Source organism: Streptomyces sp. NPDC101160 (assembly GCF_044768205.1).
In the GTDB taxonomy this organism is placed as follows: Bacteria; Actinomycetota; Actinomycetes; order Streptomycetales; family Streptomycetaceae; genus Streptomyces.
This window is the reverse complement of sequence record NZ_JBIWPJ010000012.1, coordinates 25,749-37,706: the sequence shown is the minus strand read 5'-3', so window position 1 is coordinate 37,706 and position 11,958 is coordinate 25,749. Positions and strand designations below refer to the sequence as shown.

General features: G+C 74.0%; 15 protein-coding genes. 9 read left to right on the top strand and 6 right to left on the bottom strand.

Annotated features, from left to right (window positions below; translation table 11 throughout):
* The first annotated feature begins 24 nt into the window (after positions 1-24).
* Entirely contained in the window at positions 25-402 is a 378-nt protein-coding gene (locus ACIRSU_RS33080) for a MerR family transcriptional regulator (protein ID WP_403800579.1), read from the top strand.
* A gap of 183 nt (positions 403-585) precedes the next feature.
* Here the strand turns inward: ACIRSU_RS33080 and ACIRSU_RS33075 are convergent, their stop codons facing one another.
* On the bottom strand, positions 586-1,467 hold the full coding sequence (locus ACIRSU_RS33075; protein ID WP_403800203.1) for an ABC transporter substrate-binding protein: 882 nt from the start codon (positions 1,465-1,467) through the stop codon (positions 586-588).
* A 175-nt stretch (positions 1,468-1,642) separates the two neighbouring features.
* Here ACIRSU_RS33075 and ACIRSU_RS33070 point away from each other — a divergent pair, with 175 nt between their 5' ends.
* From ACIRSU_RS33070 to ACIRSU_RS33060, 3 genes are read left to right on the top strand one after another with little or no spacing between them, the layout of a single operon-like run.
* Entirely contained in the window at positions 1,643-1,891 is a 249-nt protein-coding gene (locus ACIRSU_RS33070) for a hypothetical protein (RefSeq protein ID WP_403800202.1), read from the top strand.
* A gap of 54 nt (positions 1,892-1,945) precedes the next feature.
* On the top strand, positions 1,946-2,947 hold the full coding sequence (locus ACIRSU_RS33065) for a DUF6597 domain-containing transcriptional factor (RefSeq protein WP_403800199.1): 1,002 nt from the start codon (positions 1,946-1,948) through the stop codon (positions 2,945-2,947).
* A 14-nt stretch (positions 2,948-2,961) separates the two neighbouring features.
* On the top strand, positions 2,962-3,495 hold the full coding sequence (locus ACIRSU_RS33060) for a GNAT family N-acetyltransferase (protein WP_403800197.1): 534 nt from the start codon (positions 2,962-2,964) through the stop codon (positions 3,493-3,495).
* Here the strand turns inward: ACIRSU_RS33060 and ACIRSU_RS33055 are convergent.
* Complete coding sequence (locus tag ACIRSU_RS33055; protein ID WP_403800194.1) at positions 3,476-3,919, bottom strand: GNAT family N-acetyltransferase; 444 nt, start codon at positions 3,917-3,919, stop codon at positions 3,476-3,478. The genes ACIRSU_RS33060 and ACIRSU_RS33055 overlap by 20 nt on opposite strands.
* 391 nt (positions 3,920-4,310) lie before the next feature.
* On the opposite strand from ACIRSU_RS33055, the gene ACIRSU_RS33050 reads away from it, so the two are divergent.
* A complete protein-coding gene (locus ACIRSU_RS33050) occupies positions 4,311-5,045 on the top strand; it encodes a Mut7-C RNAse domain-containing protein (protein WP_403800191.1) in 735 nt (244 codons plus the stop codon).
* A 13-nt stretch (positions 5,046-5,058) separates the two neighbouring features.
* On the opposite strand, the gene ACIRSU_RS33045 is transcribed toward ACIRSU_RS33050, so the two are convergent.
* Positions 5,059-5,544, bottom strand: coding sequence for a MarR family winged helix-turn-helix transcriptional regulator (locus tag ACIRSU_RS33045; protein WP_403800189.1), 486 nt, complete (start codon positions 5,542-5,544; stop codon positions 5,059-5,061).
* A gap of 463 nt (positions 5,545-6,007) precedes the next feature.
* A complete protein-coding gene (locus ACIRSU_RS33040) occupies positions 6,008-6,568 on the bottom strand; it encodes a TetR family transcriptional regulator (RefSeq protein WP_403800186.1) in 561 nt (186 codons plus the stop codon).
* A gap of 123 nt (positions 6,569-6,691) precedes the next feature.
* On the opposite strand from ACIRSU_RS33040, the gene ACIRSU_RS33035 reads away from it, so the two are divergent.
* Positions 6,692-8,140: an FAD-dependent monooxygenase gene (locus ACIRSU_RS33035; RefSeq protein ID WP_403800183.1), complete on the top strand. Its 1,449-nt coding sequence runs from the start codon at positions 6,692-6,694 to the stop codon at positions 8,138-8,140.
* Between the two features lie 87 nt (positions 8,141-8,227).
* Here ACIRSU_RS33035 and ACIRSU_RS33030 read toward each other — a convergent pair whose 3' ends face one another.
* The gene (locus tag ACIRSU_RS33030; RefSeq protein ID WP_403800182.1) at positions 8,228-8,698 is read right to left on the bottom strand and encodes a hypothetical protein; all 471 of its coding nucleotides are present in this window, start codon (positions 8,696-8,698) and stop codon (positions 8,228-8,230) included.
* Between the two features lie 109 nt (positions 8,699-8,807).
* Between ACIRSU_RS33030 and ACIRSU_RS33025 the strand changes: the two genes are divergently transcribed.
* The 3 genes from ACIRSU_RS33025 to ACIRSU_RS33015 all read left to right on the top strand — a co-directional run bounded on the left by ACIRSU_RS33025 (position 8,808) and on the right by ACIRSU_RS33015 (position 10,707).
* The gene (locus ACIRSU_RS33025; protein WP_403800179.1) at positions 8,808-9,143 is read left to right on the top strand and encodes a YnfA family protein; all 336 of its coding nucleotides are present in this window, start codon (positions 8,808-8,810) and stop codon (positions 9,141-9,143) included.
* 62 nt (positions 9,144-9,205) lie between these two features.
* On the top strand, positions 9,206-9,970 hold the full coding sequence (locus ACIRSU_RS33020; protein WP_403800176.1) for an SDR family NAD(P)-dependent oxidoreductase: 765 nt from the start codon (positions 9,206-9,208) through the stop codon (positions 9,968-9,970).
* Between the two features lie 65 nt (positions 9,971-10,035).
* On the top strand, positions 10,036-10,707 hold the full coding sequence (locus ACIRSU_RS33015; protein WP_403800173.1) for a DUF2278 family protein: 672 nt from the start codon (positions 10,036-10,038) through the stop codon (positions 10,705-10,707).
* Positions 10,708-10,741: 34 nt separating this feature from the next.
* Here ACIRSU_RS33015 and ACIRSU_RS33010 read toward each other — a convergent pair whose 3' ends face one another.
* A complete protein-coding gene (locus tag ACIRSU_RS33010) occupies positions 10,742-11,935 on the bottom strand; it encodes an RtcB family protein (RefSeq protein WP_403800170.1) in 1,194 nt (397 codons plus the stop codon).
* Between the last annotated feature and the right edge of the window lie 23 nt (positions 11,936-11,958).

Sequence of the window (11,958 nt, the reverse complement as noted above, 5' to 3'; positions counted from 1 at the left end):
AGCGTTGTGCCCACCGCCCGCCCCATGAAGATCGGCGAGGTCGCGGAGCGGACCGAACTCCCCCTGCGCACCATCCGCCAGTACGAGGACAGCGGCCTGGTCGTCCCCTCCGCCGCCTCCGAGGGCGGCTTCCCCCTCTACACGGACGCCGACGTCGCCCGCCTGATGGTGATCCGCCGCATGAAGCCCCTCGGCTTCACCCTCGACGAGACCCGCGACCTCCTCACCGCCCTCGACCACCTCGCGTCCCCCGACGTCGACCTCGACCCGCCGACACGCGCCGCCCTGGTAGCCCGAGTCCGCCGCTACGAGGAGGCGGCGAGAGCCCGAGTGGCGGAACTCCGCGAGCAACTGACGAGAGCGGAGGACTTCGCGACGTCGCTGGGAGGCTGGCTGGCGTAGGGACGAGGCGGGGTCCCCTCCCTCTCGTGTGGGCAATCGTCCCGCTGGGGGTCCCCCAGGGCGAAGCCCTAGGGGGAGGGACGGGTGGGCACACGGGACGGCGCCCTTGCGGGCGCGTTCCGCCTGGGGCCTACGCCGCCCACGACGGACGCCGCCTACAGGACCGGCCCCGGAAACGCGTCCCTACACCCCCGCCTCCAACGCCCCCGCCACGTCCTCGAAGAACCGCGCATACGCCACCGCACTGGGCGGCGTCTCCGGATTCCACGGCGCCAACCGCGCCCCCGCCGGCACCCGGTGCGGCGGTACCGCGTTGACCCGGCTGTCGAAGAGCACCAGATCAGACCCGAGCCCGACCGCGTACTCCCAATCCGTCGTCAGCCAGTTCGCCCCCGGCCCCGGCCCCGGGTCCACGAAGCGCACCCCCAGCTCGGCGAGCCGCGCCAGCTCCGGCCAGGCGTGCGGCCGCGCCAGATGCACCTGCTCGGGGCCCGCGCCCGACAGTGCGAGCACGTGGACCGCGCCGCGCCCGGCGGCAGCCCGTACCGCCGCCTCCGCCACATCCGCGGCCTCCGCGTCAGCCGCTCCCGTCCCCGCCGCTCCCAGCGCCCCCGCCAGCTCCCCGAAGCGCGCGACAATCCCCGGCAGCGACAGCTCACTGCCCACGGACAGCGCGACCAGCGGCGCGCCGAGCCGCTCCGCGAACGCCTCGTCGAGCGCGTACGGGCTCTTGCCGTCGTATGTCACGTCCACGACCAGGTCCGCGCCGCCCAGCTCCCGGATCCGCGCCACCGCCGAATCGCCCAGGGCCCGGCCCGGCCCCAGGTACGGCACCTCCGCCGCCGCGAGTCCGCCCGCCTTGACCGGGTCGAGGAGCTCGCCGTCGTGCCCGGATCCGTAGACGGCGACCGGCCGTACGCCCAGGTCGAGCAGGGCCGCCCCGGCCCGTACGTACGCCACTACCCGCTCCGGCCGGCGCCCCGCCGTCAGCGTCGTACCCCGGTCGTCCGTGAATCCCCACGCGCCCGCGCCCGTGCCCGCCCCCGCGCCCGCCGTGTCCGACATGCGGCTGCTCCTCCCCGGCCGGAAATCTCCGTCCCCGCCACCTTGGGACGGTTCCGCGGCCCGCACAAGAGGGCCTCGGGCGGCCCGGGCCCCTGCCGAAAGACCCCCAGGTGGGTGTTAACTGAACGAGTCGGGAGGAAGCAGTAGGAATCGTCTCGCGCCCCCGGAGTCAGCCATGACCTTGCCCGGCCAGTTCTCGGACCCCCGCGTGCTCACCCTGTTCGGCCTGCTGGCCGTCTCCGTCACTGTCACCGTCTGGGTGGCCCTCGGCCTGCGCGCCCGTACCCGCCGCGAGAGGGCCGCCGCCCCACTGGAGCGGGTCTGGCACCCGCAGGAGTCGGTCGCCCTCACCCCGGCCGAGGAGCGGGCCTTCGGCCAGGTCGTCTCGCGCCTGTCGCCCGGCCCGGCGGGCCGCCTGGGCTGACGGCGTGCGCCCACGGCTTGAAAGAGGCAGGCCGGAGCGGAAACCATGCGGCACATGACCGCCTCCGGAGCCGCCTCAGAAACCACCGCGGGCCCCGACGTGGAAACCGGCCCCGGCGCGGAAACCGGCGCCGGCCCGCGCCGTGACACCCGGGGCATCGTGGACCCCGCCGAGCTGCTGGCCCGTGTCCGCTTCCGGCGCCACCTCCCGGCGCCCGCACTCCGCCCGTATCTGGAGCACTACTGGCTGATCGACTGGGACCTGACCGAGCCGTACGCGTCCCAGGTCGTCCCGCACCCGTCGGTGAACGTCGTCTTCGAGCGCTCCTCCGAGACAGGGGACTCCGCCGTCGTCTCGGGCATCGGCCTCGAACTCTTCACGAAGAAGCTGACCGGTACGGGCCGGGTCTGCGGCGTGCAGTTCCGCCCGGGCGGCTTCCGCCCCTTCGCGCCCGCGCTGCCGGTCTCGCACTGGACGGGCCGGATCGCGCCGCTCGCCGAGGCGTTCCCGGGGGCGGGAGCGGTCCGAGAGGCCGGACCTGGGCCGGGACCGGGACAGGGGGCTGGACCGGGACAGGGACCGGGACCGGGGGCGTGGCCGGGGGTGGGGCCCGAGGGCATGGCGCAGGTGCTCGCGCCCGCCGACGACCCCGCGCGCGTGGCGGCGCTCGACGCGTTCCTGCTGGCCCACGGCCCCGTCGCCGACCCGGCCGCCGAACAGGCGATGGCCCTGGTCGACCTGGTCCGCACGGACCGCACGCTCCGCCGCGTCTCCGCCCTCGCCCGCACCGCCGGGCTGTCCGCGCGCTCGCTCCAGCGCCTGTTCGCCTCCCACGTGGGCGTCGGCCCCAAGTGGGTCATCCTCCGCTACCGCATCCACGAGGCCCTGGAACGCGCCGACGGATCCGGCGCCAACCCGCCCAACTCGGCTCCCCCGGACTGGGCCCGGCTCGCCGCCGAGCTGGGCTACAGCGACCAGGCCCATCTCGTACGGGACTTCACGGCGACGGTCGGGGTGCCGCCGACCGCGTACGCGCGGGCGTTGTCAGACCCGTGACCTAGGGTGCGGACATGGAGACCACACGCACCTCCGTCCGCCTCGAACCCTGGTCCGAGGGCGACTTCGAGCTGCTCCGGGCCATGAACGCGCCGGAGCTGATGACCCATCTGGGCGGCCCCGAGACCGACGAACAGCTCGTCGCCCGCCAGCAGCGGTACGAGACGGTGGCCGCCGACGCGGAGCGGGCCGGCTGCATGTTCCGGATCGTCGTGCTGCCGGAGGGCATACCGGCCGGCGCCATCGGCTTCTGGGAGTCCGAGATGGACGGCGAGCCCGTCTACGAGACGGGCTGGACGGTCCTGCCCGGCTTCCAGGGCCGTGGCGTGGCCACGGCCGCCACCCGCGCGGTGGTGGAACGGGCCCGCGCCGAGGGCCGGTTCCGCCATCTGCACGCCCTCCCCTCGACGGAGAACGCGCCGTCGAACGCGGTGTGCCGCAAGGCCGGCTTCACCCTCCTCGGCGAGGAGGACCTGGAGTACCCGCCGGGCCGCCCGATGCGGTGCAACAACTGGCGCTTCGAACTCGCTACGACGCCGGAGGGCTGAGCTCGCGGCTGAAGTGGAAGGCCACGATGTCGAAGCGCTCGCGCAGATAGAAGCGGTGCGCTCCGGTCCGGTGCGTCCCGGAGTCCAGGTTGAGCTGATGGCACCCGGCCGCCCGGGCGCGCCCCTCCAGGTGGGCGATCAGCGCACGCCCCACTCCGGTGGAGCGTGCGGTCTCCCGCGTCACGAGATCGTCCACGTACAGCGACCTCACCGAGCTGGTGTTGACGACGATCCGCCATCCGGCCACGCCCGCGCACTGCCCGTCGTCCGCGTACACGGCGGTGAAGCGCAGGCCCTGGGCGTGCCCCTCGGCGTAGACGTCCCGGAACAGCTCGGACGTGAGATGCGGACGCAGCTCGCGCAGCACGGGCAGAAGCTCGGTCTCCAGACGGGGATCGCCGGGCTCGAGGTCGATGATCTTCATGCGTGGACGGTATCGCGGAGCGTGGCGCGGGTGGGAGGGGGCGGGGCATGGCCCCGGGCGGGAGGGGGGCTCGGCCTGGCGCGGAGGGCAGGGCGCTGGGCCCGCTCGCGGGCCGCGGCCGTGCCCGGAGCCGGAGGCCCGGAGAGGCCGGGGCCCGAGCCGAGGCGGGAGCCCGAGCCGCAGCCGCGGCGGGGTCAAAGCCCGAGCCCGGAGCCCGAGGCCACAGCCCGAGCACGGAGCCGAAGCCGGGGCCCGAGCCGGAGCCGGGGCCGGAGCCCGAGCCGGGGCCCGGAGCCGCAGCCGCGGCGGGGCCACGGCCCGCGGCCGCGCTGGGCTCCCGCCCCGTCGAAATCCCTGGCCGCGCCTCCGCACCCGGTGACATCCTGGCCCCGTGAACGGACCGGAGATCCAGATCAGCTTCGACCCCGGCCTGCGGCTCTTCGTCGCGGCGGAACGGCGCTCGGGGCACACCGCCGTGGCCACCGACGGCGCCTCGTCGCTCGGGCATGTGGTGGAGTCGCTGGGCGTGCCGCTCACGGAGGCCGGGCGGCTGCTCGTGGACGGGCGGCCCGTGGACCCGTCGCATGTGCCGGCGGACGGCGAGACGGTCGACGTGGAGGGCGTCGAGCGCCCCCAGCCGGTGCCCGGCGCACCGCTGCGGTTCCTGCTCGACGTGCACCTGGGCACCCTCGCCCGCCGGCTCCGCCTGCTCGGCGTCGACGCCGCGTACGAGAGCGAGGACATCGGCGACCCGGCGCTCGCCGCGCGCTCCGCGCAGGAGCGGCGCGTGATGCTGTCGCGGGACCGGGGGCTGCTGCGCCGCCGTGAGCTGTGGGCGGGCGCGTACATCTACAGCGACCGGCCGGACGAGCAGCTGCGCGACGTCCTGGAACGCTTCGCGCCGCGGCTCGCGCCCTGGACCCGCTGCACGGCGTGCAACGGGCCGCTGGCCGACGCCGACAAGGACGCGGTGCGCGACCAGCTGGAGTCGGGCACGCAGAAGTCGTACGACGTCTTCGCGCGGTGCACGGAGTGCGGCCGGGTGTACTGGCGGGGGGCCCACCACGCCCGCCTGGAGGCGATCGTCACGGACGCGGTCCGCGAGTTCGGCGGGGCGACCGCGTGACGCGGGACGCGCGCTAGTCGAACTCGCCCGACCTCAGCCGCTCGATCTGGGTGGCGCTCAGTTCGACCGTGCGCCGCATGTGGGTGGTGAGCAGGGTGAGTTCGGCGTCGCCGTAGTCGTCGTAGAGGTTGCCCCAGGTGCTGTTCAGGCGCCGCCAGAACACGCCGAGCTCGGCCATCCGCTCAGGCACGGCGGCAACCATGACCCGGCGCCGGTCCTCGGCGTCCCGCTCGCGCCGGACGTAACCGGCCCGTTCGAGGCGGTCGACGAGCCGGGTGGCGGACCCGGTGGTGAGCCCGGTGAGCTCGGCGACCCGCCCGATGGTGACCGGCTCGGGCTCCAGGCTGAGCAGGTTGAGGCACTGCACGTCGGTGGGGTGCAGATGCAGGTGATCGGCGACGGCCTGGTTGAACAGGGCGTAGGCGGCCATGTACCGGCGGGCCTCGCTGTGCAGCTCGGCCATGAGGGCGTCCCGACGGGCGGATTTCTGCTGCGGCATGCAGAAAGTGTACGAAGCAGCGACCACGGCCAACGCCCCACGGCCAGGCCCGCGCCGCCGACTCGCCCTTTCAACGCCATCAGCCCGCGCCAGGCAGCCGGCCTTCACCGCCCCCTGGGCCGGCAGACACGCCGCCGGCCGGCCGGCACCGCTACCCCGCCCCGCCAGCCTCTTCCGCCCAACCTGTCAGCCTTGCCCCGCGGCCGCCGGCCAGCCCGCGGCGCGCCTCGCGCCCGCCCGGCGCGCGCGGCCCCGCCTGTCAGCCGGCCCCGAGGCCGCCAGCCAGCCCCCCGGCGCGCCCCGGGTCCGCCGGCGCGCGCCGCCGCCCCGCCGCCCTGGCCCGCCACCCCCGCCAAGCGGCGGCCCGCACGGCGGCCGACGCACAAACCGGGCGGCGGCCCACACCGGGCGGCCGACGCACCGGGCGGCGGCCCACACCGGGCGCCCAGCCCACCCCGTCGCCCTACGGCGCCTCCGCCGTCAGATACCGCTGCACCGTCGGCCCCAGCCAGGCCACGATCTCCTCGCGGGACATCTCCACAGCGGGCGGCAGCCGCAGCACGTAGCGGGCCAGCGCCATGCCGAGGATCTGCGAGGCGGCGAGCGCCGCGCGGCGCGGTGCCTCGGCCGGGACGGGGCAGACGCCGCGGGTGACCGGGCCCAGCTGCTGGGCGAAGATCGCCTGTACCCGTTCGGCCCCGGCGGCGTTGGTGACGCCGACCCGCAGCATGCCCGTCAGCACGTCGTCGCGCTCCCAGCGGTCGAGCATGTGCTCGACGAGGGTGGTGCCGACGTGCCGGGCCGGCAGCGAGCCGAGCTCGGGTATCTCCAGCTCGATCGCGGAGGCCGCGGCGAAGAGCCCCTCCTTGTTGCCGTAGTAGCGCATGACCATCGACGGGTCGATCCCGGCGTCGCGGGCGATGGCCCGGATGGTCGCGCGCTCGTACCCGTCGGCGGCGAAGCGCTCGCGGGCGGCTTCGAGGATCGCGTGGCGGGTGGCGTCGGAGCGGCGTGCGGTCGTCATGCCAACAACTGTAGGCCAACAGGTGTTGACACGCCAGCACGCCCGGCCTACATTTGCCAACAAGCGTTGACCAACATCCGTTGGCCAACAAGCGTAGGCACGCAGGCATCCCTGGAGGCAGCGATGAGCACCACGGGCACCACTTCTCCCACCCCTGCGCACGACACCGGCGCCGAGGTCGACACCGACGTCCTCGTCGTCGGCGCCGGCCCGACCGGACTCCTGCTCGCCGGCGACCTCGCCGCCGCCGGCCTGCGGGTCACGCTCGTCGAGCGGCGCGCCGCCGGCATAAGCAATCTGACGCGCGCCTTCGCCGTGCACGCCCGCACCCTGGAACAGCTCGACGCCCGCGGCCTCGCCGACGAACTGCTCCCCACCGGCACCCGGCTCACCCGGCTGCGCCTGTTCGGCCGCGCCGCCCTCGACCTCTCGGCCCTGCGCACCCGCTTCCCGTATGTGCTCATCACGCCGCAGTACGAGGTCGAGCGCCTCCTCGAACGCCGGGCGCTGTCCACAGGCGTGGAGTTCCGGTACGGGACGGAGCTGCGCGGCCTGCGCCAGGACGCCGGCTCGGTCACCGCCGAACTCTCCGACCCCGCACCGTCCGGCCACGAGCCCTCCCGGCCCGTCACCATCCGCGCCCGCTACCTCGTCGGAACCGACGGCGTGCGCAGCGCGGTGCGCGGCGCGCTCGGCCTGCCCTTCCCGGGCAAGTCCGTAATCCGCTCCATCGCCCTCGCGGACGTCCGCCTCGCCGAGAAGCCCGAGAACCTGCTGACCGTCGCGGCGGGCGGCGACTCCTTCGCCTTCATCGCTCCCTTCGGCGACGGCTGGTACCGGGTGATGGGCTGGGACCGCACCCGCCAGGCCCCCGACGACGCGCCGGTCGACCTCGAAGAGCTCCGGACCATCGCCCGCCGCGCCCTCGGCACCGACTACGGCATGCACGACGCACGCTGGGTCTCCCGCTTCCACAGCGACGAGCGACAGGCCCCCGCCTACCGCTCCGGCCGCGTCTTCCTCGCCGGCGACGCCGCCCACGTCCACTCCCCCGCCGGCGGCCAGGGCATGAACACCGGCCTCCAGGACGCCGCCAACCTCTCCTGGAAGCTCGCCGCGGTCGTCCGCGGCGAGGCGTCCGACCCCGAAGCCCTGCTCGACAGCTACCAGGCCGAGCGCCACCCGATCGGCTCCCGCGTGCTGCGCAGCAGCGGCGCCATCGTCCGGCTCACCATGGCCCACACCCCGCTCCAGCGCGCCGCCCGCACGCTCGCCGCCCGGCTCCTCGGCACCGTCAAGCCCGCCGCCGCCCGCGCCATGGGCCAGATCAGCGGCATCGACATCTCCTACGGCCCCGGCGCACGCCGCGTCCCCGACCTGAAGCTGCGCGAGGGCCGGCTCTACGAAGTCCTGCGCAAGGGCGAGTTCGTCCTGGTCGCCCCCGAGGGCGCCGAGCCGGCCCTGCCCCGTACGGCACCGGTCACGGCGGACCGGGTCATACGGGCCACCTGGGCGAACCCGGCCCGCCGCGACAGCGTCCTGGTCCGCCCCGACGGCTACACGGTCGCGTAACCACCGCCGGAGTCCCGGCCCCGACCCCGGCCTCGGGGGCCCGGGTCCCGACCCCGGCCGCGACCCCGACCCCGACCCCGACCCCGGTCAGAAGACGTACGGGTCGCCGGTCGCGAGGACCAGGACGCGGTGGCGGTCGTTGTGCGGGTTGGCGTCGGTGACGCCGTCGCGCCACGCGGTGCGGATGTCCACGGTCAGCTCGTCCGGCCGGCCCGCGGTTCGCAGGTCGAGCGCGAGCCGGCCGGGCGCGCTGGCCGCCCGCAGCTTGCCCGTACGGCAGGACACGACCCGGTCGCTGCTCCACAGACAGGCCGGCGGCAGCTCCTGACCGCCCGCCATCGGCACGGAGAAGGCGATCCGGACGGTCGCCTGGGAGACGTCCGAAGGACCGTGGTTCTCGCTGACCAGGCGGACTCCGAGCCGCCCGTCCCAGAGGGAGAGGTGACCGTGGTGGGACAGATCCGCCTCCGGGCCGGCGGCCCGGGCACCCGCGCCCGTACCGGTCACCAGGGCAGCGGCCAGGGTCACGCCGAGCAGCACCTTGCGCATCGCACTCATGCCCCGAAGATACCGACTGATACCCATATGTTCTGACTAACCATCAGTCGCGTGTCCCGAGACGCCCGTGACACCGCAGCGCCCGCGGCACCCGTGAAACCCTTCCACCATGCTCATCGCCCGCTCCGCGCTCCTCTTCCTCGTCGCCGCCCTCTTCGAGATCGGCGGCGCCTGGCTCGTCTGGCAGGGCGTCCGGGAACACCGCGGCTGGATCTGGATCGGCGCCGGCGTCCTCGCCCTCGGCGTCTACGGCTTCGTCGCCACCCTCCAGCCCGACGCCGAGTTCGGCCGCATCCTCGCCGCCTACGGCGGGGTCTTCGTCGCCGGCTCCCTCGCCTGGGGCATGGTCGCCGACGGCTACCGCCCCGACCGCTGGGACGTCACCGGCGCGCTGATCTGCCTCGCCGGCATGGCCGTCATCATGTACGCCCCGCGCGGCCGCTGAACGCCCCGTCCTATCCTGACCACGCCATCGACACAATCGACCGCACGCGCGAGGAGCACCCCATGACCGCCGCCGGCAAGCCCATCGCCGTCGTCACCGGAGCCAGCAGCGGCATCGGTGCCGCCACCGCCCGACAGCTCGCCGCCGCCGGCTACCGCGTGGTCCTCACCGCCCGCCGCAAGGACCGCATCGAGGCCCTCGCCGCCGAGATCACCGAGGCCGGCCACCAGGCCACCGCCTACGCCCTCGACGTGACCGACCGCGCCGCCGTCGACGAGTTCGCCACCGCCTTCCGCACGCTCGCCGTCCTCGTCAACAACGCCGGCGGCGCCCTCGGCGCCGACCCCGTCGCCACCGGCGACCCGGACGACTGGCGCCGCATGTACGAGGTCAACGTCATCGGCACGCTCAACATGACCCAGGCCCTGCTGCCCGCCCTCACCGCGAGCGGCGACGGCACGGTCGTCGTCCTCTCCTCCACCGCCGGCCACGCCACCTACGAGGGCGGCGCCGGCTACGTCGCCGCGAAGAACGGCGCCCGCGTCCTCGCCGAGACCCTCCGCCTGGAGATCGTCGGCACCCCGGTCCGCGTCATCGAGGTCGCCCCCGGCATGGTCAAGACCGAGGAGTTCGCCACCACCCGCTTCGGCGGCGACACCGAGAAGGCCGCCAAGGTCTACGCCGGCGTGGCCGAGCCGCTCACCGCCGACGACGTCGCCGACACCATCACCTGGGCCTGCACCCGCCCCCCGCACGTCAACATCGACCTGCTGGTCGTCCGCCCCCGCGCCCAGGCCTCCAACACCAAGGTCCACCGCGAGCTCTGACCCGGACGAGGCCCGGCCCGGAGCGCCGCCGGGCCGGTCACGGCCCGCGGTGCTTCACTGACGGCATGCCCTTCGAACACTACGGCGTGCTCTCGGGAATCCTGTACCGCCACTACCGCGACCGGCCGGACAACCAGGGCCGCTGGTTCCACGTCCACGCGGAGGTGGACGCGCCGGGCAGGCGCTACCACTGCGCGATCGACGTCGACAGCCACCAGTCCAACGTCGGCGTGCACTGGAAGACCTTCACCCTCGACGCGTCCGCCGTCGGCCCGGCCGCGACGCTCCCCCAGGGCCTGCACAACCTCGCGTCCACACCGGACTCCGGCGCCCTCGACTACCTGCGCCACCCGGCCCTGGTGGACCGCTCCGGAGTCCTCTTCCAGCGCCGCCCGCCGTCCTGGCTGCAGGAACTGCTCGACCTGTTCGGCTCCCGCCCCTGGCAGGAGGGCTCCAACCTGGACGCCGCCACCGCACTCGAACCGATGCTGACCCCGGGCCGGCACGCCCTGTTCTTCGGCGAGCCCTTCGACGACGGCCCCGAAGGCGAAGCCGGCCTGCACAACATCCACCAGAACCAGGGCGACCCCGCCGGCTCCCAGTGGTGGCCCGAGAACGGCATCTGGCAGGACGGCGCCACCCTCACCCAACGCCCCGACGGCCGCTGGGACGTCTTCCTGAACAGATTCTCCAGCCAGTCCGACCACACGGACACAGCCGGCCACCCCGCGGCCTGAACGCGGCGAGCGCCGCGGGTGGGACCCGCGGCGCTCAGCCCTTCACGCAGATGACCTGCTTCAGCTTCGCGACCACCTCGACCAGGTCCCGCTGCTGCTCGATGACCTGCTCGATCGGCTTGTAGGCGCCCGGGATCTCGTCCACGACTCCGGAGTCCTTACGGCACTCCACGCCCCGGGTCTGCTCTTCGAGGTCCCGCGTCGAGAAGCGCCGCTTCGCCGCGCTCCGGCTCATCCGGCGACCTGCGCCGTGCGAGGCGGAGTTGAAGGAGGCCGCGTTGCCGAGCCCCTTCACGATGTAGGAGCCGGTGCCCATCGAGCCCGGGATGATCCCGTACTCCCCGGAGCCGGCCCGGATCGCGCCCTTGCGGGTGACGAGCAGGTCCATGCCCTCGTACCGCTCCTCCGCCACGTAGTTGTGATGGCAGGAGATCACCGGGTCGAAGGTCACCTTCGCCTTGCGGAACTCCCGGCGGACGACCTCCTGGAACAGCGCCATCATGATGGCGCGGTTGTACTTCGCGTACTCCTGTGCCCAGAAGAGGTCGTTCCGGTACGCCGCCATCTGCGGGGTGTCGGCGACGAACACGGCGAGGTCACGGTCGACCAGGCCCTGGTTGTGCGGCAGCTTCTGCGCCTCACCGATGTGGTACTCGGCCAGCTCCTTGCCGATGTTCCGAGATCCGGAGTGCAGCATGAGCCACACCGAATCAGACATATCGACACAAACCTCCGCAAAGTGGTTGCCGGCTCCGAGTGTCCCCATCTGCTTCTCCGCCCGGTCCCGCCGGAACTTCACCGGATCGGCCACCGTGTCGAACCGCGACCAGAAGTCCCCCCACCCCGCCGTGGGGAACTGGTACAGCCGCCCCGGGTCCACCATCTCCCGGTGCATCCCGCGCCCGACCGGGATCGCCTGCTCGATCTTCGACCGCAGCCGCGACAGGTCACCCGGCAGGTCGTTCGCCGTCAGTGACGTCTTGACCGCCGACATGCCGCAGCCGATGTCGACGCCGACCGCCGCCGGGCACACCGCGCCGTGCATCGCGATGACCGAGCCGACCGTCGCGCCCTTGCCGTAGTGCACGTCGGGCATGACGGCCAGGCCCTTGATCCACGGCAGGGTCGACACGTTGTGCAGCTGTCGCATCGCTCCGTCCTCGACGGAGGACGGGTCGGTCCACATCCGGATGGGCACCTTCGCGCCCGGCACCTCGACGTACGACATACTTCCTACTTCCCCCGAAAAGT

Coding starts and splice junctions, on each gene's coding strand:
- ACIRSU_RS33080 (WP_403800579.1), top strand. CDS start 25: ATGAAGATCGGCGAGGTCGCGGAGCGGACCGAACTCCCCCTGCGCACC.
- ACIRSU_RS33075 (WP_403800203.1), bottom strand. CDS start 1,467: ATGTCGGACACGGCGGGCGCGGGGGCGGGCACGGGCGCGGGCGCGTGG.
- ACIRSU_RS33070 (WP_403800202.1), top strand. CDS start 1,643: ATGACCTTGCCCGGCCAGTTCTCGGACCCCCGCGTGCTCACCCTGTTC.
- ACIRSU_RS33065 (WP_403800199.1), top strand. CDS start 1,946: ATGACCGCCTCCGGAGCCGCCTCAGAAACCACCGCGGGCCCCGACGTG.
- ACIRSU_RS33060 (WP_403800197.1), top strand. CDS start 2,962: ATGGAGACCACACGCACCTCCGTCCGCCTCGAACCCTGGTCCGAGGGC.
- ACIRSU_RS33055 (WP_403800194.1), bottom strand. CDS start 3,919: ATGAAGATCATCGACCTCGAGCCCGGCGATCCCCGTCTGGAGACCGAG.
- ACIRSU_RS33045 (WP_403800189.1), bottom strand. CDS start 5,544: ATGCCGCAGCAGAAATCCGCCCGTCGGGACGCCCTCATGGCCGAGCTG.
- ACIRSU_RS33040 (WP_403800186.1), bottom strand. CDS start 6,568: ATGACGACCGCACGCCGCTCCGACGCCACCCGCCACGCGATCCTCGAA.
- ACIRSU_RS33035 (WP_403800183.1), top strand. CDS start 6,692: ATGAGCACCACGGGCACCACTTCTCCCACCCCTGCGCACGACACCGGC.
- ACIRSU_RS33030 (WP_403800182.1), bottom strand. CDS start 8,698: ATGAGTGCGATGCGCAAGGTGCTGCTCGGCGTGACCCTGGCCGCTGCC.
- ACIRSU_RS33025 (WP_403800179.1), top strand. CDS start 8,808: ATGCTCATCGCCCGCTCCGCGCTCCTCTTCCTCGTCGCCGCCCTCTTC.
- ACIRSU_RS33020 (WP_403800176.1), top strand. CDS start 9,206: ATGACCGCCGCCGGCAAGCCCATCGCCGTCGTCACCGGAGCCAGCAGC.
- ACIRSU_RS33015 (WP_403800173.1), top strand. CDS start 10,036: ATGCCCTTCGAACACTACGGCGTGCTCTCGGGAATCCTGTACCGCCAC.
- ACIRSU_RS33010 (WP_403800170.1), bottom strand. CDS start 11,935: ATGTCGTACGTCGAGGTGCCGGGCGCGAAGGTGCCCATCCGGATGTGG.